The sequence below is a fragment of the Arthrobacter endolithicus genome (assembly GCF_026627425.1).
Lineage (GTDB): Bacteria > Actinomycetota > Actinomycetes > Actinomycetales > Micrococcaceae > Arthrobacter_M.
The window spans coordinates 126,033-149,364 of the sequence record NZ_JAPNLH010000008.1 but is presented as its reverse complement, the minus strand read 5'-3'; the positions used below and the strand labels follow the sequence as shown (position 1 = coordinate 149,364).

General features: G+C 63.1%; 19 protein-coding genes and 1 pseudogene. 11 read left to right on the top strand and 9 right to left on the bottom strand.

What is annotated here, in order from left to right:
* Positions 1-6: 6 nt before the first annotated feature.
* The 4 genes from trxB to OS914_RS09330 all read right to left on the bottom strand — a co-directional run bounded on the left by trxB (position 7) and on the right by OS914_RS09330 (position 5,099).
* Positions 7-1,029, bottom strand: coding sequence for a thioredoxin-disulfide reductase (gene trxB / locus OS914_RS09345; protein WP_420713912.1), 1,023 nt, complete (start codon positions 1,027-1,029; stop codon positions 7-9).
* Positions 1,030-1,146: 117 nt separating this feature from the next.
* A complete protein-coding gene (locus OS914_RS09340) occupies positions 1,147-2,697 on the bottom strand; it encodes an ABC transporter substrate-binding protein (RefSeq protein ID WP_267545782.1) in 1,551 nt (516 codons plus the stop codon).
* 112 nt (positions 2,698-2,809) lie between these two features.
* A complete protein-coding gene (gene murJ, locus OS914_RS09335; protein WP_267545781.1) occupies positions 2,810-4,534 on the bottom strand; it encodes a murein biosynthesis integral membrane protein MurJ in 1,725 nt (574 codons plus the stop codon).
* A 25-nt stretch (positions 4,535-4,559) separates the two neighbouring features.
* Positions 4,560-5,099, bottom strand: a complete 540-nt coding sequence (locus OS914_RS09330; protein WP_420713911.1) for an NUDIX hydrolase — start codon at positions 5,097-5,099, stop codon at positions 4,560-4,562.
* A 130-nt stretch (positions 5,100-5,229) separates the two neighbouring features.
* Between OS914_RS09330 and OS914_RS09325 the strand changes: the two genes are divergently transcribed.
* The 5 genes from OS914_RS09325 to OS914_RS09305 all read left to right on the top strand — a co-directional run bounded on the left by OS914_RS09325 (position 5,230) and on the right by OS914_RS09305 (position 11,625).
* Positions 5,230-6,729 carry a CCA tRNA nucleotidyltransferase gene (locus OS914_RS09325; RefSeq protein ID WP_267545780.1) on the top strand — a complete coding sequence of 500 codons (1,500 nt, stop codon included), beginning with the start codon at positions 5,230-5,232 and terminating at the stop codon, positions 6,727-6,729.
* The gene (locus tag OS914_RS09320; protein WP_267545779.1) at positions 6,726-7,346 is read left to right on the top strand and encodes a histidine phosphatase family protein; all 621 of its coding nucleotides are present in this window, start codon (positions 6,726-6,728) and stop codon (positions 7,344-7,346) included. The genes OS914_RS09325 and OS914_RS09320 overlap by 4 nt, the downstream gene beginning before the upstream one ends.
* Positions 7,347-7,782: 436 nt before the next feature.
* Positions 7,783-8,967 carry a glycosyltransferase 87 family protein gene (locus tag OS914_RS09315; RefSeq protein ID WP_267545778.1) on the top strand — a complete coding sequence of 395 codons (1,185 nt, stop codon included), beginning with the start codon at positions 7,783-7,785 and terminating at the stop codon, positions 8,965-8,967.
* Between the two features lie 14 nt (positions 8,968-8,981).
* Positions 8,982-10,184, top strand: a complete 1,203-nt coding sequence (locus OS914_RS09310) for a lipid II:glycine glycyltransferase FemX (protein ID WP_267545777.1) — start codon at positions 8,982-8,984, stop codon at positions 10,182-10,184.
* Positions 10,177-11,625: a phytoene desaturase family protein gene (locus tag OS914_RS09305; RefSeq protein ID WP_267545776.1), complete on the top strand. Its 1,449-nt coding sequence runs from the start codon at positions 10,177-10,179 to the stop codon at positions 11,623-11,625. The genes OS914_RS09310 and OS914_RS09305 overlap by 8 nt, the downstream gene beginning before the upstream one ends.
* A 20-nt stretch (positions 11,626-11,645) precedes the next feature.
* On the opposite strand, the gene OS914_RS09300 is transcribed toward OS914_RS09305, so the two are convergent.
* The 4 genes from OS914_RS09300 to OS914_RS09285 form a co-directional block, all read right to left on the bottom strand.
* Positions 11,646-12,851, bottom strand: a complete 1,206-nt coding sequence (locus tag OS914_RS09300; RefSeq protein WP_267545775.1) for an HTTM domain-containing protein — start codon at positions 12,849-12,851, stop codon at positions 11,646-11,648.
* Positions 12,838-13,584, bottom strand: coding sequence for a DUF5819 family protein (locus tag OS914_RS09295; RefSeq protein ID WP_267545774.1), 747 nt, complete (start codon positions 13,582-13,584; stop codon positions 12,838-12,840). The genes OS914_RS09300 and OS914_RS09295 overlap by 14 nt, the downstream gene beginning before the upstream one ends.
* 126 nt (positions 13,585-13,710) lie before the next feature.
* Positions 13,711-14,466 (bottom strand): ABC transporter ATP-binding protein, encoded by a 756-nt coding sequence (locus tag OS914_RS09290; protein ID WP_267545773.1) that lies wholly within the window; start codon positions 14,464-14,466, stop codon positions 13,711-13,713.
* 84 nt (positions 14,467-14,550) lie between these two features.
* Entirely contained in the window at positions 14,551-15,651 is a 1,101-nt protein-coding gene (locus OS914_RS09285) for an ABC transporter permease (RefSeq protein ID WP_267545772.1), read from the bottom strand.
* Positions 15,652-15,842: 191 nt separating this feature from the next.
* Here OS914_RS09285 and OS914_RS09280 point away from each other — a divergent pair, with 191 nt between their 5' ends.
* The 4 genes and pseudogenes from OS914_RS09280 to OS914_RS18085 form a co-directional block, all read left to right on the top strand.
* Positions 15,843-17,129, top strand: a complete 1,287-nt coding sequence (locus OS914_RS09280; RefSeq protein WP_267545771.1) for a sensor histidine kinase — start codon at positions 15,843-15,845, stop codon at positions 17,127-17,129.
* Complete coding sequence (locus tag OS914_RS09275; protein ID WP_267545770.1) at positions 17,126-17,779, top strand: response regulator; 654 nt, start codon at positions 17,126-17,128, stop codon at positions 17,777-17,779. The genes OS914_RS09280 and OS914_RS09275 overlap by 4 nt, the downstream gene beginning before the upstream one ends.
* Positions 17,780-17,869: 90 nt before the next feature.
* The gene (locus tag OS914_RS09270) at positions 17,870-18,271 is read left to right on the top strand and encodes a hypothetical protein (RefSeq protein ID WP_267545769.1); all 402 of its coding nucleotides are present in this window, start codon (positions 17,870-17,872) and stop codon (positions 18,269-18,271) included.
* Between the two features lie 183 nt (positions 18,272-18,454).
* Positions 18,455-18,946, top strand: a pseudogene (locus OS914_RS18085) (C40 family peptidase); the annotation flags it as partial.
* Between the two features lie 26 nt (positions 18,947-18,972).
* Here OS914_RS18085 and OS914_RS09260 read toward each other — a convergent pair.
* Entirely contained in the window at positions 18,973-19,662 is a 690-nt protein-coding gene (locus OS914_RS09260; RefSeq protein WP_267545820.1) for a hypothetical protein, read from the bottom strand.
* A gap of 384 nt (positions 19,663-20,046) precedes the next feature.
* On the opposite strand from OS914_RS09260, the gene OS914_RS09255 reads away from it, so the two are divergent.
* Both OS914_RS09255 and OS914_RS09250 read left to right on the top strand, forming a co-directional pair.
* On the top strand, positions 20,047-21,729 hold the full coding sequence (locus tag OS914_RS09255; RefSeq protein ID WP_267545768.1) for an ABC-F family ATP-binding cassette domain-containing protein: 1,683 nt from the start codon (positions 20,047-20,049) through the stop codon (positions 21,727-21,729).
* Between the two features lie 175 nt (positions 21,730-21,904).
* Entirely contained in the window at positions 21,905-23,188 is a 1,284-nt protein-coding gene (locus OS914_RS09250; protein WP_267545767.1) for an MFS transporter, read from the top strand.
* Positions 23,189-23,332 lie beyond the last annotated feature (144 nt).

Genomic DNA, 23,332 nt, shown 5'->3' with positions numbered 1-23,332 from the left:
CTTTCGTTATCGGATGCTGGACGATTGAACAGCCGTCACTGGTGAGAGCTGTAAGGGGGCTGTGGACAGAAAGTGTTCGACGTCTACCGCTGCCGCACAACCCGATCCGGCGGCGGTGATTGCTTGACGGTACGTGGCGTCGATGACATCGCCGGCGGCAAAGACCCCCGGCAGGCTGGTCTTGGAGGATCGGCCGTCAACGGCAATTGTGCCGGCAGAAGTCAATGCGAGTTGGTGCTTAATGAGATCAATCCGAGGATCGTTGCCTATAGCAACGAATACTCCGGTGACGGCAAGGTTGCTCTTGACTCCCGTGATCAGATCATTGAGCCGCAGTCCAGAAACTTTAGCTTCCCCGTCAATTCCTACGACTTCGGAATTCCAGACGAATCTGATCTTGTCATGGTTGAGCGCCCTATCCTGCATGATCTTTGAAGCGCGTAATGTATCCCGGCGATGCACCACGGTCACGGTGCGGGCGAACTTGGTGAGAAAAAGGGCCTCCTCCATGGCTGAGTCACCCCCGCCAATCACGGCAATGTCCTGATCCTTGAAAAAGAATCCGTCACAGGTGGCGCACCAGCTCACCCCATGCCCGGAGAGTCGTTTTTCGTCCGGTAGGCCCAATTCGCGGTAGGCGGATCCGGTGGAAATTATGACGGCTCGGGCAGTGAACACCTGACCGTCACCAAGTGTGACTTTCTTCACATCTCCGGCGAGGTCCAGCGTCGCCACGTCCTCGTACATGATTTCGGTACCAAAGCGTTCCGCCTGCTTCTGGAACTGATCCATCAGGTCGGGCCCCATGATCCCCTCCGGGAACCCCGGGTAGTTTTCCACATCGGTGGTGTTCATCAGCTCGCCTCCAGCCGTCACAGAGCCGGCAATGAGCAATGGCCGCAGATTAGCGCGGGCTGTGTACACGGCGGCGGTGTAGCCCGCGGGGCCCGAGCCCACGATAATTACATCACGGACGTCTGTGGCCAGGCTTACTTCGGTGTTCACGGGGCGGAGAACCTCTTTCTGCATTGATGGACCCGATGGGTGGACCCTGCCTTCACCACAACTGGTTGGTGGCGGGCCTTATTCCGGACGGGGCGGGGATACCTTGTCAATGTTGGGACAACCGACCGTGTGTGTGGTCAGTTATTTGATAGTGATTTCTGCGATTTTTACGCCATAGGGATAGGACTGGAAGGTTTGTTGCTTCGGCAACTGCGTGAAGTTGATGATCACGTAGCGCGATTTGGTTCCCTGCGGCGCGCTCAGTGTGATGCTCGGGGCGGTAAAGCTACCCGTTCCAATCTCTGTTGCGCCGTCGAGTGTTGGTGTGGAGTTAGTCAGGAGACGGAAGCTTCCACCAGAGCCGCCCAGCTGTGCCAATGTCACTGAGTTGATGTCGGAGTCCTCTTTCAAGGTCACCACCAGATTAATACTGGAGGTCAATCCGGCGAAGGAGTCGTTGGAAAACTCCAGGGTCTGCCAGAACGTCGCGGGGTTACCGTCGAAAGTCATCGGCAGTTTTGAGTCGTATTCCTGCCCCAGATTCGGTGCATTTGGGCTGAGTCTGGTGACCGAGGCGATCACCGGCACGACGACCGGAGCCGCCGACGTCGCGGCTGACCCCGACACGGTCGGCGTGGAGCTTACCGAAGGCTGCTGGGAGGACGAGGCGGCGGGCGCGGCGTTTTGATTTCCGCTTAGCTGTCCGCCGAGATTAGTGACCGCCACGATGAGCGCGGCCACGATGAGGACGGAGACGACGCCGCCGACGAGCCAGCGTCCGCTCGTCTTAGGAGCATTGGCCGCATCATCATCATCCGTTTCCTCGTCCATGGAAGCCCCGCTCGCTTCGCGTGCGGACGCAGGAAAGCTAGCGGGTGTCCGGTACGCGCCAGACGGGGCCTCGGAACCATAGTCTTCCTGGGACCACAAGGTGACCTTGGCCGGGACGGCCGGGACGGCAGGAGCACTGATGCTTTCCGTTGCCGGCTGCGGAGCCGGCGTCGCCGCAGCGTGCAGCTCACTGGAAGCAGCTGCGGGTGTGTCCGTGGCTCGGACGGAGCGGTCCGCGGCCTTCTGCGACGCTGGACGCACCGGGGGCGCCGGATTCACCTGTGACGCTGGACGCACCGGGGGCGTCTGGCGCACTGGGGGCACCGGCGGAAGAGTCGGAGCGGATGCCGGTGCAGCGGGGACGTTGCGGCCGGAGGAGGTTGTGCTGCCCGTTGCCGGCGCACTTGCATCTGCCCCGTCGGGTCGTCTTGGTTCAACGGGCGAATTGTCCTCGTATACGTAGTCGTAGCCAGCGTTTTCTGCAGACTTTGGCCGCGGCATCCCAAAGATTTCATTGCCCAGCGTGTCAGTGAAAAACGGTTCCACATACGGTTCAGTGGGGACTACCAGGTCCAGCAGCTCCGCAGCCCCACTCTTGCTGGAAATCAGGTACGTTGAGCCGTCGCTTGTGCCCAGATCCAGAATCTGCAGGTTCGCGTGCCGCTCACCCGTGGCCACTTCCCGGGCACCGAGCGTAAGATTTTCGGCATTTTCCGGTCCGGCGACCAAAATGCTGACCGGCCGGTGAAGAACCTGGTCCATGCCTTCCAGGACGGCATCCTGCTCGGCGGTGAGCAGAATATGGGCTGTCACCTTGTAACGTCCGCCGAGGACCGAGCCCACGTCAACGGTTTCTGACACCGTGTCCTCCTTTATCGACCGGTACTACCTGCAGACCGGAAGTGGGCGCAGACGTATTAGCTCTCGATCTTATCGGATCCGGCAGGAAGGGCCGCGGGGCGGCACGCTGCGGTTATCGGAGTCCCGGAAGACGGCCGCGGAGTTTTCCCAGCAATGGGTCCAGAAAATCGTTGAGCTCCGTGGCCCGAAAAAGTCGCAACGCAACGAAGTAGACGGCCGCCATCGCCAATCCGACGACGGCGAGCACGAGGGCCGCTGCATAGATTGACCGCCATGCGAAACCGGCAAGGCTAAAGCCGCCCAATAGCCAAAGCACGCCGGCGCCGATAAGACCTGCCATAACGGCGGCACATAGGAACCTTAGGTGCGCCCGCATAATGGCGGCACCCCCGTAGTTGCCTAGTCTGGCACGGAGAAAGAAGTGCGTAACGACGACGGCGACGACGTTACCAAGGGTGTAACTCAGCGCCAGACCAAAGATGATCAAATGCGCCGGGAGGAGGGCCGCGAGCAGTGCGGTCCCGATTCCGAAGACAACTAGCAGGCTTTGGATAATGAACGGAGTCTTCGCATTTTCCGCTGCATAGAAGGCACGGTTCATCATAAAGTTCGCACTGAGGAAGGGGGAACCGAGGGCGAGGATGGCCAGGGTTGTGGCGATGAGCAGGGCAGAGTGGCGGCTGGAGGAACTAAAAAGCATGCCAAATTGTCCGCAGAGCACCAATAGAGCAATCGCGCCGAAGACAGTGGCAACCCCAGCGGTCCGCAGGCCGTGGGAAAGGGATGCAGACAGTCCGTCGCCGTCGTGGTTGGCTGCACTTCGTGCCATCCGGGTGAAGAGAACGGTGGCAATGGACAGCGCCACCACCGAATGCGGCAGGATGTAGACTTCGGTGGCCCGGCTGAGCTCGAAGGACGTCGCGATGCCCTGCCCCTCCGGGACCGTTCCGTCCGCCAAACTACCGGTGGGGATGGTGGCGATCTTTCCGATCAGCAGAAAGGTCAGGTTACCCACCACCATGGTGCCCATCGTCCAGGCGGCAACTTTGCCGGTAGCACCCAGCCCCACGCCACGCCATCCGAAACGCGGCCGCAGCCGCAGGCCCAACTTCTTTAGTGGCCACAGCAAAACGGCAGACTGAACAAGAATGCCCGCAGTGGCGCTGCCCGCGAGAATGAATGTCTGCGTCGGCGTCCAGTTTTCCACCGAGTGCGGGGCTGCAGCATTGCTCCCGGCGACGGCAATGAAGGTCACCAGCCCCAGGATGGCCACGATGTTATTGACCACAGGCGACCAGGCATATGCCCTGAATGAGCCGTGCGCGTTCAGTACCTGGCCGAGTAAGGCGAAGAGGCCGTAGAAAAAGATCTGCGGCAGCAATAGGGTGGCAAAGGCAGTAGCCAGCTTCAATTGGGCCCCGGAATAGTCAGCCGTCAGCAGGGTCATGATGGGACCTGCGGCGATGGTGATGAGCGCCGTAACGCCAAACAGCACTATGACGGCGAGGGTGAGCAGCCTGGAGATGTAGTCCGCTCCCTTGTCCGGCTGTTTGCTTGCCTTGATGACCTGGGGGACCAAAACCGCGTTAAAGACCCCGCCGGCCACCAGCAGGTAGATGATGTTGGGGACGTTATTGGCGGTGTCGAAGATGCCGGCAACCTGTGACCCGGCCACTGCCACGCCCAGCAGAATTCCCTTGATGAACCCCAAGACGCGCGAGGCCAAGGTTCCCACGGCCATATTGGCGCTTGAACGGGCAGCGGTTTCCGGCACGACGGCGGGCTGGCCCGCGCCGGGCAGTGGAGTAGGGGCTGGGGTTGCTGCTTGCTTTACCATCGCCACCCATCATCTCATTGCCGGGCTAAAAATCCTCCGGCAGGATTTCCTTGGCCAGATCGGCGATGCGCCGCTCATTGGGGAAGGAAAGGCGTTTGGGCAGGTCGGGGAGGTTAACCCATGCGACGTCCACCGCCTCGTGGTCCGGATCATTTTCGATGGTCAGGTGGCCGCCGGTGGCGCGAAGCAGATAATGGTGCACGGTCTTGTGCACGCGGTGCCCGCTGACGGTGAACCAATAATCGATACTGCCCAGCGGAGCGAGCACGGAGCCTCGAATGCCCGTTTCCTCTTCGATCTCGCGGATGGCGGCTTCTTCGTGGTTTTCCTGGTTCTCGGGATGTCCCTTCGGCAGACACCACTCAAGCCGGCCACCGCGGTTCAGGCGCGCAATAATCGCAACCCGGAGTTCGCCGTCGTACTTTTCAACCACGACGCCGCCGGCGGAAACCTCTTCCACGGTGGGCAGGGAGGACGCCGTCGGGTGGCCGCCGGGCGCCACATGGGCACCGATTGCCGACGGCAACGGTGTCCTCTTTGGAGCGCTCGGAACGGGATGGGCCATGATCTCCACTCTAACTACCTTTGTCTGAGGATGAGGACAGTTTGCAGCAGGCGTTGTCGATCGAATTTTCGACCGTTGAGGCGTCCGTGACGAAGGGCAATACCGAAAAGTCTGGCATTGTTAAAGGACTATGGTGCAAGTTCTTGATAGTTCATCCCTTGACCCGGTTGTCTTGGAACTCGGGCAGCTCTTTGTGGACGCCGGGCATGAAATTTCGCTGGTGGGAGGGCCCGTCCGCGATTTATTTTTGCGGCGCACTTCGCCGGACCTGGACTTCACCACTGACGCCACCCCGGATCAGACCCTGCGGGTGGCCAAGAAATGGGCGGATGCGCATTGGGAGGTTGGACGCGCCTTCGGGACCATCGCGTTCCGGAAGAACGGGCGGGGCGGAGTACCGCTGACCATCGAGGTCACCACCTATCGCGCGGAGGCCTACGAGAGGGATTCCCGTAAACCCGCGGTTGCCTTCGGGACATCACTGCAGGACGATCTGCAGCGGCGCGATTTCACCATTAACTCCATGGCCCTGCGCCTGCCCGCCATGGAGCTGGTGGATCCATTCGGCGGCGTGAGGGACCTGCAGGCCGGGGTCTTGCGGACGCCCGCGGCACCGGAGTCCTCCTTCTCCGACGACCCGCTGCGCATGCTGCGGGCCGCCCGCTTCGCCGCTCAATTGGGTATCACCGTACATCCCGATGTTCATGCGGCGATGACCGCCATGGCGGAGAGAATCGACATCATTTCCGCAGAACGCATCCGTGACGAACTGGTCAAGTTGATCTGTGGCGCGGACCCAAGAGCGGGTATCGACATTCTGGTGGACACCGGGCTGGCTGATCATGTGCTGCCGGAGCTCCCTGCCCTGAAGCTGGAGACGGATGAGCACCATCGGCACAAGGACGTCTATCAGCATTCCCTGCAGGTGCTGGAACAGGCGGCTCAGTTGGAAACGGGACCGGAAGGGGCCGTTCCTGGGCCGGACTTCATCCTGCGTTTTGCGGCCTTGATGCACGATTGTGGGAAGCCTTCCACGCGCCGCTTTGAACCGGCCGGGGCGGTGAGCTTCCGGCATCACGATGTGGTCGGCGCCAAGCTGGTCACGAAGAGAATGAAGGCGCTGCGCTTCGACAATGACTCCATCAAGGCCGTAGCGCGCCTGGTTGAGTTGCATATGCGCTTTTACGGCTACGGCGAGGCTGAATGGACGGATTCCGCGGTCCGCCGCTATGTGGCCGACGCCGGCCGTCTTTTGCCTCGGCTGCACCGATTGACCCGGTCGGACGTCACGACGCGCAATCAGCGCAAGGCGGACAGATTGTCCTTCGCCTATGACGACCTGGAGGCCAGAATCACGGGGCTCGAGGCGCAGGAGGAGCTCGCGTCCATACGTCCGGACCTGGATGGTGCGCAGATTATGGGGCTGCTGGGGCTCAAGCCCGGACCAGTCGTCGGCCGAGCCTATAAATTCCTGCTCGAGGAACGGATGGAACATGGTCCGTTGGAGCGGGAGGACGCGGAGCGCAGGCTTGCGCAGTGGTGGGCGGAGCAGCCGGAGGCCGACGACGACAGTAGTTACTGGCGCAGCGGCGAGTCCGCCGTTGCGCCAGTAAAGAAGGGAACACCATGAGTGTTGAATCGGTTCCGGCAGTGGTGCGCAGCACAGATAAGCTTCCCCGACTCTGGCTCTTGCGCCACGGGGAAACCGAATGGTCCCGCAGCGGGCAGTACACCGGGTTGACGGATCTGCCGTTGACCGAACGCGGCGAGGAGCAGGCACGCTCTGCCCGCGCAGCCCTGGCAGATGTTGATTTCTCCCTGGTGCTCACGTCGCCGCTGCAGCGGGCCCGCCGAACGGCCGATCTGGCTGGCTTCCCGCACGCCGTGGTGGAGCCGGCGGCGCATGAGTGGGACTACGGGGACTATGAAGGCATCAACAGTGCCGACATCCGCGCCAAGAACCCGGGATACCTGATCTGGAAGGACGGCGTGCCCAACGGCGAAACGCTGACGGAGGTGGCGGCGCGCGCGGATTCGGTCGTAGCCCGGGTCCTGAGCCCCCAACCGGACGGAACAACCGTGGGAAATGTACTGCTGGTGGCCCATGGTCATTTCCTGCGCGTGCTGGCGGCCCGGTGGATGGAGCTTGACGCGGTTGAGGGCCGGCATTTCCTGCTCGGAACGGCCAAAGTCTGCACTCTGGGCTGGGACAAACATACCCCTGCCATTGAACAATGGGGTTTGTAAAAAGATCCCATAAATCTGGGAATTTTTCCGTATCCGGCGTCGCCGCCCGGTAAGGAGGTGACACCGTGAACCGTTTCGCTGCGATCTCCGCGCTACGGCTGGCTACTGCCGGGTCCGGAAGTTGTCGGGACCAGCCGGTAAGCTCGCAGTCATGCAGGATTCCGAACCACCGCCGCGACGCAGACGTGCCCGCATTGCGGTCCCCACGCGCAGTGACGCACTGTTAAGCCGCATGACCGAAGCGATCGGCGGTCCATTGGGACGCCGAAGTGCCCCCGGCATCGTGAGTCCCGGATTCTTCACGGTTGAGCGAGTGTTGATCATAATGGTCACTGCCTCAGGAATTCTGGCAGTCCTGTTCAAATTTCACTGCAGACAATCCGGCTGGACCACCCCTGATCAATACTCAACAACCTGCTGGTCAGAGTTACCCAACGTGTATAAGGACAAGGGCCTCGCGACATTTTTCCCGTATTTCAGTCCGAATACCACGTTCGACTACCCGCCGCTGACGGGGATAATCGCCGGCATCACCGCACGGCTGGCCCCCGGCACAGGAACGGGCCGCCAGCTGGGATTTTTCGATCTAAATGCGGTGCTGATTGTCATTATGTGGATGGTCACCGTAGTGGCCACCGCGCGCAGCGCCAGGCGCCGGCCTTGGGACGCAGCCATCGTTGCCGCCAGCCCGGTCCTACTGTTTACGGCGTTCACCAGTTGGGACCTGTGGGCTGCGGCGCTGGTGGCCGTGGGGATGCTGTTGTTTGCCCGGCGGCGCACCTTCGCGGCCGGGGGCGTGCTGGGTCTGGCAGTCTGCGTGCAGCCCTATGCATTGCTGATTTTGCTGGCTGTGCTGCTGCTGAGCTTGAGATGCGGACGCTGGCTGGCGCTGACCGAGTCTGTCATTGCCGCAGCCGTTGCCTGGCTCGTCATTATGCTGCCGGTACTTGTTCTCAACCCCGCGTCGTGGGGCACCTATCTGGGTAATGGCCTGCGCGACAAACCCAGTGAGTCCTCGATTTACCAAGCGTACAATTTGGTCGCCCAACGGTTGGGTGCAGCCACCGCCGGGCCGGTGATGACAAGCGTCACCGCGCTGGCGCTGCTCACGCTTGCCGTGATCAGCATCGCGTGGCTGTCCCTGGCGGCACGGCGCAGGCCGCGCTTAGCGCAGCTGGCGTTTCTGCTGGTGGCTGCCTATTCCCTCACGGACAAGCACGCCGCACCCCAGCACACAGTCTGGCTGCTTCCCCTGCTGGCGCTCGCACGGCCAAAGTGGCGCACGGTTCTGGGCTGGCAGGCAGTACAGATCCTTGGGTTCCTGGCCCTGTTATTGTTTTTGGGCCGCGAACTCGGGGACGGCAATGCCCAGCACGCGATCGACATGCCCTATTTTGCACTTGCCGTTCTGCTGCAGAGTGTCGCCACCGTTGCGGTGATGGCATTGGTGGTGCGGGACATCCTCAGCCCAGGTTACGACGTGGTGCGGCGTGCCGGAACCGATGACCCGCAAGCGGGCGTGCTGGAATACGCCCCCGACCGGTTAACGGTGGGGTTTCCCTGGACTGCACGGGTAATGTTGAGCGGAGCCGCAGGCCCGAAAAGTAGCCAGCACGCCTAAGGAGAAAAGTCCCGTTGACTGCCGAGAACTACCGGTACGAAGAGCTGACACCCGAGCGCTTTGCCGAGATTGCCGCAGCGTATCCCGACGTCTCGATTCCGCTTGAACAAACGCCACAGTGGGCCGACTTTGAGCGGGACACGGGCCGGGCGCCCTTCGGGATTTTCGCCTATTTCGACGATGCTGCTGGTGCGGGAACGGCGGCCGCAGGAGGGTCAGTTGCGGGAGCTGTTGTTGACGGAACTGCGGCACCGGTGGTCGTCGCCAGCTTTCTGCATTCCACCCGTCGGCTCCGGGAATCGATGGTGGTGGTCAATGGTCCCGTCTGGTTTGGCACCCGGACCGCCGGGGCGGAGCGCCGGTTGCTGAGCACCCTTCGCGCGCAGTTCGACTCCGCGGCGGGCGTCAATCCGGTGTTCGTCCGTCTGCAGGTGGAGCATCCGCAACGGGGCGTGGTAAAGGCGCTGGAACCAGGCTGGTACGACCGCGAAATCGTAGTGGATCTAAACCAGCCTGAAAAAACGATGCTGGCCGGCTTTCGGCCCAACGCCCGGCAGAGTATCCGCAAGGCCACCCGTGCCGGCGTGCAGATCCGCACCATCGCCGCTGCTGACCGGCTCGCGGTCTTCCGCCGGGAGCTGTTCCCGATCATGACTGAGACTGCCGCCCGTGACGGCTTTTCCTCCTTCGACTCGGGCTACTACGAGACCCTGTTGACGTCGTTGGCGGACCACACCGAACTGATGGTGGCCGATCTTGACGGTCAAGCGCTGTGCTGGCTGATCACTACTGAATACCGCGGCTACGCCGTTTACTACTTCGCGGCCAGTAGCGCGCAGGCGCGGACGGTCTATGCCCCGTATCTGCTGCTGTGGGAAAGTTTCAGAATGCTCAAGGCGCATGGCAACACGGCGTGCGGCCTGACCGGAATTGTCTCCGACACCTATCCTTCGCTGGCTAACGTCACGACCTTCAAGCGCAATTTCTCCAAGGACGTGGTGGTCCTTCCGACCACTTACGACGTACCGATGAAACAGCTGCATTATGGCGCGTTGGGCGCCGCACTGAAACTACGCCGCGAAGGGCTGCCGGCCGGGCGTCGAGGACTCGGCCGAGTCCGGGCACGGGCGAAGGCGCTCCTGCGGCGCTGGCCGGCGGAGGCGGGATCCACGGGGTCTTTCGCCTCAAATGCCGACTCGGGAGCTCGTCATGATTGACGCCGTCGTCGTCGGTTCCGGACCCAACGGACTGGCTGCCGCCCTGACGCTGGCGCGGGCCGGGCTGAAGGTACGCGTCTACGAGCTGGCCGCCAGCATCGGCGGCGGAACCCGCAGCGCCGAACTGACCGTGCCCGGCTACCTGCACGATGTCTGTTCCGCGGTACACCCGATGGCCCTCGCGTCCCCGTTTTTCCGCGCCTTCGAGCTGGATCGGCGAATTGAGCTGGTGGTGCCGGAGATCTCGTATGGGCATCCACTCGACGGCGGCCGGGCGGGCATTGCCTACCGGGACCTGGACCGCACCGCTGAGCAGTTGGGGCGCGACGGCGCAGCCTACCGGGCGCTGTTTGCTCCGGTGCTGCGGCTGCTGGACGGCGTGACGGATTTCACCCAGCACCAACTGCTGCGGATGCCGCGGAATCCGCTGGCTGCACTGGTCTATGGACTGCGGACCCTGGAGCAGGGCACACCGTTGTGGAATGCACGGTTCCGGGAGGATGTTGCCCCCGCCATGATTGCCGGGGTCAATGCCCATTCAATCGGCAAAATGCCCGGACTGGCCACCGCCGGTGCGGGGATGCTGCTGGGAGCGCACGCGCATGGGCGTGGCTGGCCGGTTCCGGTCGGCGGCTCACAGGCGATTGCTGACGCAATGGCGGCGGACCTGATGGCCCACGGTGGAGAAATCGTCCTCAACACCACCGTTTCCTCGCTGGCCCAGGTGCGGGCGGAAACCGGCGCCAAAGCGGTGCTGCTGGATGTTTCCGCGGCGTCTCTGGCTGCCATCGCTTCGACAGAACTGCCCGCCCGCTACCTCAGGGCATTGGCTGCATTCAAGTACGGCAACGCCGCCAGCAAGGTGGACTTTGCCTTATCCGGGCCGGTTCCCTGGCGTTATCCCGAGCTGGCGCTCGCCCCCACTGTGCATCTCGGTGGGACGCGGGCCGAGCTGGCCCGCTCCGAGGCCGAGGTCGCCGCAGGGATCCATCCCGCGAACCCATACGTTCTGATGAGTCAGCCGAGTCCCTATGACGCGAGCAGGGCACCAGAGGGCCATCAGGTGCTGTGGACCTATACGCACGTACCGGCAGGCTCGACCCTCGACATGACCGAAGCTGTCACCGCCCAGATTGAACGTTTTGCACCCGGTTTCCGAGACGTCATCGTGGCCAGGAATTCCATCACGGCCGATGAATACAGCCGGTACAACCCAAACTACGTCGGCGGAGATTTCAGCGCCGGAGCAGTAACGCTGCGGCAGCTGATCAAGCGTCCCGTGGTGTCCCCAAACCCATGGCGGACACCGGCGAAGGGTGTCTATCTGTGTTCCTCATCGACGCCGCCGGGGCCGGCCGTGCATGGACTCTGCGGTTGGTACGCCGCGCAAACCGCACTCGGGGACATTTTCTCGCTGCCGGCACCTGAACTGGGGGTTTAGGGTTTTGCTCGTCTCAGCGGCTAGGCAGGTGCCGCTGGATCCTCATGTGTGACGCCCGCACCGTCGCGGTCGGGAGCGAGGTCGCGGCTGCCCTCGCCGTGGCCCGCAGCCTCCCCATGCCGCGCACCCTCGTCGTAGCGCTCAGCGTCGCCGGGACTGCCATCGTGGGATTCGGGCTGACGGCGGCGACCGCCCCGTCGGCCGTGGAACCAGCGGCCAATGGACTCGACCGTCGAGTCGCGTACAAAGATGACATCCGCGGCCACCATAGACAGTGAAAAAACACTCAACCCCAGAAATATGCCGATACCGGCATGCATGGCAATAAGCCCGAGAACGGCGAAGCGTCGGGTCCAGCGGTTCAGCAGCAGCAGCGGGAACAGCACCTGAATAGCGACCGATCCCCAGGAAATCAGGTGCACCATCAGATCATTGGCCACCAGCAGATGGTTCAGCTGCGGCCAGGGACTAAAGTTTTCCGCGTGCATCGGATAGTAGACCGCAGTGCCGTCACGCCAGAGTGTGCCCCGCGCTTTGGCCAGTCCCGCCACCAGATAGATGATGATCACTTGGCCGCCGATGGCGACGACGGCCAAATTGTGCACGATGATGCCGAACCAGGCTGGTGCAACCGCGGTTACCCTGCTTCCCGGGCGCCCCTCGGCGGAGATCCTTTCGTTGCGGATCCGCCGGCGTCGAGCGTCCAAGGACCAGCGCTGCGACCCGTCCGTGAAGAAGCTGTAAATCAGCATGATGCGTAAAGCGTTGTCTGCCGAGTCAGAAGATGTGGGGCCCAATGCCGCCAAGGAGATAAACATCAGCAACGTCACCATAGTGACGATCCGTGTCCGCCAGCCCAGGACCATGAGCAGGCCGAAGACTGCCAGGAGCACCAGCTTCGCCACCAGGAGCGGGTCAGGATCGCCGGCGCTGAAGTACTTAAACAGCCAGAAATTCCAGATGCTCTCTTCCCGGTAGGGCTGCGCCCAGCCGGAGGCGGTACCCCAAATGTATTTGCGGTCCATGAAATTGGTGATGACGATGGCCAGCACGGAAGCACCGAGCAGAATGCGCAGGATGGAAGTACCGAACTTGGCGCGCTTGCGGTCCAGTAGCCACGATTCCAGCCTGCCGAAAATATTGAGCCGGGGTCCCTCGTCGGTTGCGCCCGCGGCCTCGCCGGCGGTGGGTATGGCGGGGGTCTGCGAGGTGTTAGTTGCCTTCATGAGCTGCCGCCTCCGTGCCGTACATGGCCTTAATGGCGGCCAAATCTATCTCTGGTACCCGCACTGCCCCGCGCCAACCGGCGTCGAACTCCACCGGCTTGACCTGATAGTCGGCGTTGTTGCGTTCCGCGTAGGGCTTGACGGGGATGGTGCGGATTTTGATCTGAACGGCCGTGACGGCCTCGCCCCAGCGGGCCATGGCCACCGAGCTGACCATGGAAGTCATGGCCGTTTCATCCTTGATGAACTGATTGATGGCGGCATCGTCCTTGGCCGATCCGCCTCCCGGCAGAGCTTTCTTGAGCTGGGCGAGCCAATCAGCCCCGATGAAGGACGTCTTGGGAACGCTCTGCAGATTCTGCGGCAACAGTCCCGCCGAGACCTGGTAATGCGAGGTGAGCGCAAAGTTGGTCAGATAAAGCCGGGAGGGCACCGGGTGGTGCAGGATGGACCGCTGTACATCGGCCCGGGAGATATTGAACCAGTCGGTGTCGCTGCCATTGACCTTGGCGCGGATCAGTAGTTCCGTATCATCCTGGATCGGATCGGGGGCGAAAACCGACCAGTACTGTTTGAACAGTGGAGTCATGTAGGCGTTGATGGTTCCCTTGCCGGCGATGTTGGCCAGCTGGGTGGAACCGCTCAAATAGCTGACGGTCGCCAGACCCTGCCACAGGAGCAGCAGCGTCAGCGCGGCACCCACCAGACGTACCACTACGGGTCTTTTTTTCATGATCCTGACCGGTCACACCCGCGGCCCACCGTGTGGTGGAGGGGCGGCACCGCTGCCTCGCTTCCGTTGCTCGGATCCCAGTATCGCACGCTGGAAAATCGTCACAGCGGCGGGCACGCCGGGGAATCAGGAGTGAGTCGGGACGGGGGCGGAGAGCCTTCCATCCCGCATGGTGGCGACCGCGTCGGTCAGCGGAACAAATTCGGTATCGTGTGTGACCATCACCGTGGCGACCTGGAATTCATCCGTGACCCGGCGCAGCAGCCGGACAATGGCTGTGCTGCGCTCGTGGTCCAGGGCCGCCGTCGGCTCATCCACCAGCAGCACGGTAGGATCGCCCATCAGCGCCCGGGCAATGTTGACGCGCTGGCGTTGCCCACCGGAAAGCTGGTGCGGACGCTTATTGGCTGAGGACGCGAGGCCGACGACGTCAAGGAGTTCGGCGGCCTTCGATCGTGCCGTTTTGAGCGATTTCCCCCGCAGGTGGTCGCTGATGACGAGCTGTTCCAGTGCCGTCAGTGACGCCAGCAGGTTCGGCTGCTGAAAGATAATGCCCACCTTGTCCCGGCGAAGGGTGGTCAGTTCCCTGTCCTTGAGCCCGGTGGCATTCTGGCCGTCGATGATCACAGTGCCGCTGGTGGGGCGGACCAGTGTTGCGGCCACGGCGAGCAGGCTGGATTTGCCCGAACCGGACGGTCCGACGAGCGCTACCATCTGGCCGGCACTGACCCGCAGGCTGACGTCATCCATGGCCTTGATGGTCCCCTCGCCGTCCGGATATTCGAGTGTGACGTGGTCAAGGCTCAGCGGCGTGCTGCTGCGTGTCGGTGCAGGGGTCTGCTCCGCTGCCGGGGAAAGCGGGCTGCGAGTGGTGGATGTCATGGGGAAGGCCTTTCTGAAACTGGGGTGCGCATACTGGGGGTTTCTTTAGTTGCGGAGCCCGATCGCGGGCGCCTGAACTTGCGGTTAGTTACCGCCGAGGGCAATCAGCGCGTCCACCTTGGTCACCCGGCGGACCGCGAGTGCGGCACCGGCGAGTCCGAGGAGCACCACACCGGCGATCGGCAGCACGGTGGTGGCCGCCGTCACGAGGAAGGGTGCGGCAGTTGCTGCGAAGAAGCCTCCGACGACGCCTATGGCACCGCCGATCCCGGCACCGGCTAGCAGGACGATGGCCGCCTGCGTCATGGCATCGCGCAGGACGTAGCTGCCTGAGCCGCCCATCGCCTTGAGTACTGCAATGTCGCGGGTGCGCTGCACTGTCCAAACGGTGAGGAAAGCCACAATCACCAGCGCGGAAATGCCGTAGAGGAAGGCCTGCATGAGCATGAGTGAACCGTTCTCGCTCTTGAAGGCGCCCAGGGCCTGATAGGACCCGGTCCGGGTGGTACTGACGGTGTTGGCCGCCTTGTTGGCCGCCGCTTCATCCACGCTTGCGCCACTGCTGTAGGTCACCGCGGCGACGGTTCCCAGCTGCGAGCTGTCCGGCAGATGGGCGAGCCTGGCCCAGGTAGGCTGAGTCGTCCAGACGACACCGGTGTGGGAATACCACTGGTCATCGACGATGGAACTGATGGTCAGCTCGGTGCCGCCGACGCTTGCCTTCTCCCCGACGACAAGCGAGAGATCCTTTGCTACGGTCTTCCCAATCACCACCGTATCGGCCGTGACAGGGGCGGGCGAGAGGTGGCCGGCGGCCTCGACACCGAAGACGGCAACATTGGTGGTGCCCTTGTTCTCACCTGCAGCCTGGAAGCGGGTCTGACTGATTCCCAACGGTTCGGCCGAGGCTACGCCGGGCTGGGTTTTCCAGGATTCAACCTGTCGCGCCGTTACCTGGCTTTCGGTGTAGGAAGCCTTAGGCTCGTTGCCGGCCGGCGCGCCGAAGACGATGCTGCTGACTTCAGTTGCCCCGCCCAGCTGCTCAATAGCGGAGGTGGACTGGTTGCCCAGCCCGGCGGTGAGGCCGGAGAGCATGACCAGCAGCAAGGTGATGAGGGCGACGACGCCGCCCATCAGGGCAAAGCGGCCCTTGGCGAAGCGGATATCTCGGAGAGCGAGGAACACGATCAATTCTTCTTTCCATTTGTTCTCAAAATGAGCAGTTGCGGTGGCGGAAGATCCTTATGTATCAACTCTCCCGCCGATGGCTGCGCCCAACATCGGGAAGCCGGTTGATCCCGGCCGGCTGCTGGGTTGATCCGACCATCAACCATTCGGATGATCCGTCCGCGGCGGGCAGCGCTTAAGCTTGAGCCATGTCTGCTCCGGAACGTCCTGCCGCCGTGGATGGAAACGGCAAAGAGGTTCCTTCCAGCGTTCTGATCCTGCGGTTCCTTCGCGTCGCCCTGCACGTGGGTTTCGCACTGTTGCTGACGGTCGCCGTCGGGCGGGAACTTATAACGGAGCGCGACGACGGTACACGGCTGTTCCTGCTGGCCGTAGCAGTCGTGCTGGCTGCGGTGTATCTGGCCGGAACGGTGCTGGAAAAACGGCACGCCGCCGGGCCGGCCAGTTTTGATCCGCGCCGCTATGCCGTTCCATGGCTGGCGGCCGTCACCGCGCTCTGGGGTGTGCTTTTGGTGGGCAACGCGGAGTTTTCCTGGCTCGCTTTTCCACTGTTTTTCCTGCACCTGCATGTGCTTCCGCGCTGGCTTGCCCTCGTGACAATCGCTTTGATGACGGCGGCCGTCATCGGATCCCAGTGGGCGGCCAGCGGGCTGGCCGCCCCGCCCGTTGCCGCTGTGGTGGGGCCGGTTTTGGGTGCAATGTTCGCGGTGGTGACGGCGATGGCGTACCAGGGGCTGTACCGGGAAGGCGAGCTGCAGCGCCGGGCCGCCGAAGAGCTGCGCCGCACGCGGGCTGAACTTGCCATCAGCCAGCACGACGCGGGGGTGCTGGCTGAGCGCGAACGGCTGGCGCGGGAAATCCATGACACCCTGGCGCAGGGACTTTCCAGCATCGTGCTGCTCTCCCGCGCGGCGGACAGCTCGCTGGTTTCCGGGGATCCCTTGACGGCCAGGAACCGGCTTGCGACGGTGCAGCAGACGGCGTCGGAGTCCTTGGCGGAGGCCCGCAACTTTGTCCGCGGGCTGTCCTCCCCGCAGCTGCAGGAATCGTCGCTAGTGGACAGTCTGCGGCGATTGTGCGGGAAAACCGAGACCGAGGCGGCAGCCCGGGGGGTTGGCCTGCGCTGCAGGTTTGAACTCGATGGAGTGCCCGTGGAGCTGCCGCAGCCCTACCAGGTCACCCTGCTGCGGGCCGCCCAGTCAAGCCTCGCTAACGTCTGGCTGCATGCGAAGGCGGCGAACGCCGTCGTCACCCTCTGTTTTCTCGGAAACGAAGTGACCATGGACGTCTTCGACGACGGCATCGGCTTCGATCCGCGGGCCGTGCCGTCGGCTGCTCGTGCGGACGGCAGCGGATACGGGCTGCGCTACCTGCGCGAACGCGTGGGCGCGCAACGGGGCACGCTGATGTTGGAGTCCGCACCGGGGGAAGGCACCGTTGTGGCCGTCCGTCTGCCGTTGGGGGCGAAGGAATGACTGACATCCAACTGCTGCTGGTCGATGACCACCCGGTGGTGCGTGCGGGACTGCGGGCCATGCTGACCGAATTCGAGGGCATCTGCGTCGCTGCGGAAGCATCCGACGGCGGCGCCGCCTTGCGGGAGCTCGCGCGCCTGACGGCGCTGGGTGAGCGGGTGGATGTGGTGCTGATGGATCTGCAGATGGGCGCGGGGATGGATGGCGTCACCGCGACGGCGAAGATCAAAGCCCTTCCGTCACCTCCGCCGGTGCTGATTCTGACCACCTATGATACCGACGCAGACATTCTGGCGGCGGTGGAAGCAGGCGCCAGTGGATACATGCTCAAAGACGCACCGCCCGAACAGATCAGGCAGGCCGTGCTCTCCGCTGCGGCCGGGCAAACCGCATTGGCACCGGAGGTTGCCGCCCGGCTGATGGGCCGGATCCGGAACCCCGAGCCGGTGCTGTCGGCCAGGGAAGTGCAGCTGGTGGAGCTGCTCGCGACCGGAATGACTAACCGCGGAATCGCCAAGGCACTTTTCATCTCCGAAGCGACGGTTAAAACACATCTGGTGCATATTTACGAGAAGCTGGGAGTCGACAACCGCACCGCGGCGATTTCCGTGGCCTCACAACGACGGATCATCCGCACGTCCGGCCGCTGATGCTGCCGCTCCTGCCGGTGTTGAGTGGCTGCGGCGTCGTGGCGGTGCTACGCTCCCAGCTATTGGTCCATCACGGGAGGGGCTTCGGCCATGAGCACTCCGCATTCCAGCGTTCCGCAGTTGATCCGCGTTTCCGCATTAGAGGAGGGGGCGCGGCTATGCGTCCGATTCGAGCTCAGCAAACCCATGCCGACCCACGGCAGCTATCTGTTGGGGATCGTGGCGGCGAGTGAGGATCATTCGCACCAACGCAGGCTCTCCATCGAGTACGTCAACGGGGAACTGATGGATTTTTCCACGTTCAACCATGAGCAGGTTGATCAGGAGCACCATGACAGATCCGGCGTTTCCGTAAACGGTACGGTCGTCACGGCGGATTTCCCGGCGTCCTCTATTGGCGGGCTCGGCAGGGGCCGCCTGGTCACGGCGTATAGCCACGTTGACGGTGAACGGCTGCAGTCAGGCTGCCCCGTGAGCACAACGGGCTTCTGATTCCCCGCTCCCGCCGCTGAGTGGGTACGTCTGCCCCATAGACGGCGTGTTTAGGGGGCAGACGTACCCACTCAGCGGCGGCAGTCGATGAGGTAGCGCACTACTTAATTACTACCTATTGCCAGCAGCTTCATTCGGCGTACTCTCGGTAGTACCGTCGCTCAGCCGCAGGAGGTAGGTTTTGTGTCCCGCTCCCCGAGCCTGAGAAATAGCCGCAAAATTGCCCTGACCAGCTCTGCAGTGCTGGCAACCGTGGCCCTGCTGGCAACCGGAACTGTAGGAATCGGCGACGAAACGGCAACGCCGCAGGAAGCGGTGGTGGGCGCGCTCTCGCAATCTGTTGTGTCACCCTCAGGGATCCGGCTGGTTTTCGTAAACAGCCCGGTGCTGTCGGCACAGACGGCATCGGCAGCAGGGGCGTCTCTGCCGCCGGGCGGGGCTTCGCCGCTTTCCGCTGCGGGACAGCTCACCATCATCAGGGCCGCGCACACCGGGCTGGGACACCCATATGTGTGGGGCGGAACGAGCTTTTTTCTTGGCTGGGATTGCTCGGGTTTTGTCCAGTGGGCATACCGGCAGGCGGGTCTGGAGCTGCCGCGGACCGAGCAATGGAGGGCAATGGTGCCGACCTCGGCCCCGCAGCCCGGAGACTTGGTGGTGCAGAACCAGGACGGTCCGGACCACTGGTCCCACGTCGGGATCTACCTCGGTGACGGGATGATGATCAGTGCCCTGAACCCTGACGTAGGGACGGTGCTGCTGCCAACATCGGCGACGGGAACGTCACGGTACTTCACACTAGCGGGCGGTTGGCCGGCTACCGCACCGGGGGAATTCACCGCAGCGCCGCAACTTCCAATGACCTTGCCGGCCCGACTACCGGTGATGGCCGCGGTTCCTGCATCGGTTGCGCCCCTTACATCGGTCCCGTCCGTGCCGCCCGCACCGTCGCTGACAGCCGTCCGCCCGAAGCCGGCGGCACAGCCGACACCGTCGCCGAAACCGACAACCCAGCCAACCGCGCCCCCAACGCCAACCCCTGCGCCGAAACCGACAACACAGCCAAGCCCCAAACCGACGAAGCAGCCGACGCCGTCACCAAGCCCAACGCCGACCCCGTCGCCGTCACCGAGCCCAACGCCGACCCCGTCGCCGTCACCGAGCCCAACGCCGACGCCGACGCCGACCCCGTCGCCGTCACCGAGCCCAACGCCGACGCCGACGCCGACCCCGTCGCCGTCGCCGTCGCCAAGCCCGACGCCATCGCCAAGCCCGACGCCATCACCAAGCCCGACCCCGTCGCCGTCGCCATCACCAAGCCCGACCCCGTCGCCAGCGACAGCCGCCGCTCTGGTCCCTGGTCTCGCTCGGCCGCAGTCCTCGTCGGACATCGTTCCAGCCGCAGTTCAACGGAATCTGGAACATGCTGGAATAGCCACCGCTACGACCCGCTTGCTCGGCAAATTCGGACAGTCCAGCTATTTTGCGGCTATGGACGAAAAAGACAGGCTTTGCCTGTTCGGGGTTGCATCGGAGGGCGTAGTGTCGGGCCCGGCATGCACCGATGTGGCGTCGTTTGCGGTCAAAGGGCTGCAGATGATTGCTGCGGAGCCGGTTCAATCGGTGTGGCTGGTACCTCCGGCTTCGTCTCTGCCAGATGCGGCGTGGACGGTGATTGCGGGGAACTTGTACCGGGAAAGCGCCGGGTAAGCTGCACAAAGCCAATGGATGCGGCGGAGGTAGGACCGCAGCGTCAGGGATGGAAGACTGGGCCTGTGGGCCATATAGACGTTGCAAATATTGATTACTACCTCTCCGACGGCAGGCAACTGCTCAACTCGGTGAGTTTCCGCGTCGCCGACGGCGCCAAAACTGCGCTGATCGGCCCGAACGGCACCGGAAAAACGACGCTGCTGCGGATTATTGCCGGCGACATCAGCGCCGATGAGGGTGCGGTGGCTAAATCCGGGAATCTGGGCGTGATGCGTCAGTTTGTCGGGCAGGTCCGGGACGAGACGACCGTCCGGGAACTTTTGCTGTCCGTTGCCTCGCCGCCGGTCCGTGCGGCCGGTAACGCTGTTGACATGGCCGAGTTGGCGATGCTCGAGCGCGACGACGAACCGAGTCAGATGGCATATGCGCAAGCCATCGCGGATTGGGGAGACGCTGGCGGCTACGAGATGGAGACGACCTGGGATGAAGTGACGATGGCCTCCATGGGCATCGACTTTTACAAGGCCCAGCATCGGAGGGCTTCAACGCTTAGCGGCGGGGAGCAGAAGCGCTTGGTGCTGGAGGCGCTGTTCAGCGGCCCGGATGAAATCCTGTTACTCGATGAGCCGGACAACTATCTGGACGTTCCCGGTAAACGCTGGCTGGAGGCAAAGCTGGCGGCCTCGGACAAATCCGTGCTGTTCGTCAGCCACGACCGGGAGCTGCTGGCTAACGCGGCCAACCGGATCGTCACTTTGGAACCCGGAATCAACGGTGCCTCAAGCTGGACGCACGGCGGCGGATTCGCCTCATACGTTCAGGCGCGGGAGGACCGCAACGCACGTTTTGAGGAACTGCGGCGCCGTTGGGATGAGGAGCACATCAAACTCAAAGAACTCGTGAACATGTACAAGAACAAGGCCGCCTTCCGCTCGGATATGGCCAACAGGTATCAAGCAGCGCAGACCCGGCTGGCTAAATTCCTTGAAGTCGGGCCGCCCGAAGCGCTGCCGATCGAACAGAATGTGAAAATGCGGCTCAAGGGCGGTCGCACTGCCAAACGCGCCATCGTGGCCCAAAAGCTGGAGCTCACCGGTTTGATGAAGCCCTTCAACGCCGAAGTTTGGTTTGGCGACAGGGTCGCCGTACTGGGTTCCAACGGATCCGGAAAATCACACTTTCTGCGGTTACTTGCTGCCGGAGGCTCCGACCCGGACAAGGAACACCAGCCGGTATCCGACGTTGACATCGCGCCGGTCCCGCACCAGGGAACGGTAAAACTCGGGGCCCGAATACGGCCCGGTTTCTTTGCGCAGACACATTCGCGCCCGGATCTGCTGGGCCGGACCCTGCTGGACATAATGCATCGCGGAGATGAGCACCGGTCCGGACTGGGCCGCGAAGCGGCCGCCGGCGCGCTGGACCGTTATGGGCTGGCATCACAGTCCGAGCAGAAGTACGACTCACTCTCCGGCGGTCAGCAGGCCAGATTCCAGATTTTGTTGCTGGAGCTTTCCGGTGCCACACTGCTGTTGCTCGATGAGCCGACGGACAACCTGGACCTGCATTCTGCGGAGGCGCTGGAGAAGGCCATTGATGCCTTCGAGGGGACGGTGCTTGCCGTCACACACGACCGCTGGTTCGCCCGCAGTTTCGACAGGTACTTCGTCTTTGGCAGCGACGGAAAGGTTTACGAAAGTGACGAACCGGTCTGGGACGAAAAAAGGGTCCAGCGGGCCCGGTAAGGGCAGCGGCGGCAGCGGCATAGGTTCTATCTGCTGGGATATCCTCGTATGGACGCCGCACCATGCCAAGGGGGACCAGAGTGACTGCCAGAGATGCAGGTATCCTCCGCCCAGGGCGGGAGTCCGCCGACGGCGGCGTTCCGCTCGAGGCCCGCGCGGCGGAACGGGGTTCGGTGTGAAACCGGAGCAGGTCAACAAGGCGGCCATTGCCACTTTCGTGGTCTTTGGCATTAACGGGCTGGCCTTCGCCAGCTGGGCGGCCCGAATCCCGGCCGTCACACGCGTGTTGGGCCTGAATCCGGGCGAAATGGGTGCGGTGCTGCTGACCGGTGCTGCTGGTTCGGTGCTGGCTCTTCCGCTGGCCGGGACCATCGTGGGCAGGATCGGAACGGCCAGCACCTCTCGTCTGGGAGGGTCCTTGGCGGCCATCGGGGCCCTGGTCATTTCGATGGCGTTGCTTATTACCTCGGTGCCGATAACCGTCCTCGGGCTGTTCCTCTTTGGGGTTGGTATCGGGCTGTGGGACGTCTCGCAGAACATCGAAGGCGCAAAAGTGGAACGCCATCTGGGCCGCACGATCATGCCCCGGTTCCATGCAGGATTCAGCGGCGGGGCCTTTGTGGGTGCGCTGCTGGGTGCGGGAATGTCCAGTCTGAACATCAGTCTTTCCCTACACCTGAGCGTGATAGCGGTCTTCGTGATGGTGGTGCTGCTGCTGGCTACGCGAAACTATCTACCGGAGAAGCGCCAAGCCGAGCTCGTCCCGGCTGCCAACACCGGTGTGCCGGGAGGCGAGCCGGCGCCCGTATGCGATGGTGCGAATTCGGGCGGGTCCAAGGAGACGATCACGAAGCGCAGTTCCAGTGCGTGGCGCGAACCGCGGACCGTGATGATCGGGCTGGTGGTCCTCGGCGCGGCGCTGACGGAAGGTGCCGCCAATGACTGGATTGCCAAGGCATCCGTGGACGGGCTGCACACCAGCGAATCCGCCGGTGCTGTAATGTTCGCCGTCTTCGTCGCCTCAATGACCATCTTCCGATTCGTCGGCGGTCGCTACATCGACAGATTCGGCCGCGTCCCGGTGCTGTACGCGAGCCTCGGCGCTTCCCTTGTGGGACTCGTTATCTTCGTGTTCGGTCCCAACATCTGGGTTGCCGGAGTGGGTGCCGTGCTCTGGGGTACGGGCGCGGCGATGGGATTTCCGATGGGGATGTCCGCCGCCGCGGACGATCCAACGCGTGCGGCTGCGCGGGTGTCCGTCGTCTCCACCATCGGATACGTTGCCTTCCTTGCCGGACCGCCACTACTGGGTTTCCTGGGTGACCACCTCAGCATTCGGGTGGCCCTGCTGGCGATCGGCGTAGCGATCGTTGCGTCAATCCTGACGGCTCCCGCGGCCCGGCCCCTGCCGGTTGCGGAGCGGTGGGCCAGCGGCAGGTCGGCCAGTGGCGGTTCGTGACCAGTGCCCAAAGCACACGGGGTTCTATTTTCGCGGCTTGGCCCCGTCCGGGTACCGATGTCATCCCTGCGGACTACTTAGTGGCCCGCAGCGGGTGCGAAGAATCATCCTTCGGATAGAGGTTCCCCGAGGCAAGGGCCGGTA

Bases quoted from the DNA above. Each gene is read 5' to 3' on its own strand.
- OS914_RS09330 (WP_420713911.1), bottom strand. From the start codon at position 5,099: ATGGCCCATCCCGTTCCGAGCGCTCCAAAGAGGACACCGTTGCCGTCG.
- OS914_RS09295 (WP_267545774.1), bottom strand. From the start codon at position 13,584: ATGAAAAAAAGACCCGTAGTGGTACGTCTGGTGGGTGCCGCGCTGACG.
- OS914_RS09320 (WP_267545779.1), top strand. From the start codon at position 6,726: ATGAGTGTTGAATCGGTTCCGGCAGTGGTGCGCAGCACAGATAAGCTT.
- OS914_RS09325 (WP_267545780.1), top strand. From the start codon at position 5,230: ATGGTGCAAGTTCTTGATAGTTCATCCCTTGACCCGGTTGTCTTGGAA.
- murJ (WP_267545781.1), bottom strand. From the start codon at position 4,534: ATGGTAAAGCAAGCAGCAACCCCAGCCCCTACTCCACTGCCCGGCGCG.
- OS914_RS09300 (WP_267545775.1), bottom strand. From the start codon at position 12,851: ATGAAGGCAACTAACACCTCGCAGACCCCCGCCATACCCACCGCCGGC.
- OS914_RS09290 (WP_267545773.1), bottom strand. From the start codon at position 14,466: ATGACATCCACCACTCGCAGCCCGCTTTCCCCGGCAGCGGAGCAGACC.
- OS914_RS09260 (WP_267545820.1), bottom strand. From the start codon at position 19,662: ATGTCCGACGAGGACTGCGGCCGAGCGAGACCAGGGACCAGAGCGGCG.
- trxB (WP_420713912.1), bottom strand. From the start codon at position 1,029: ATGCAGAAAGAGGTTCTCCGCCCCGTGAACACCGAAGTAAGCCTGGCC.
- OS914_RS09270 (WP_267545769.1), top strand. From the start codon at position 17,870: ATGAGCACTCCGCATTCCAGCGTTCCGCAGTTGATCCGCGTTTCCGCA.
- OS914_RS09275 (WP_267545770.1), top strand. From the start codon at position 17,126: ATGACTGACATCCAACTGCTGCTGGTCGATGACCACCCGGTGGTGCGT.
- OS914_RS09280 (WP_267545771.1), top strand. From the start codon at position 15,843: ATGTCTGCTCCGGAACGTCCTGCCGCCGTGGATGGAAACGGCAAAGAG.
- OS914_RS09305 (WP_267545776.1), top strand. From the start codon at position 10,177: ATGATTGACGCCGTCGTCGTCGGTTCCGGACCCAACGGACTGGCTGCC.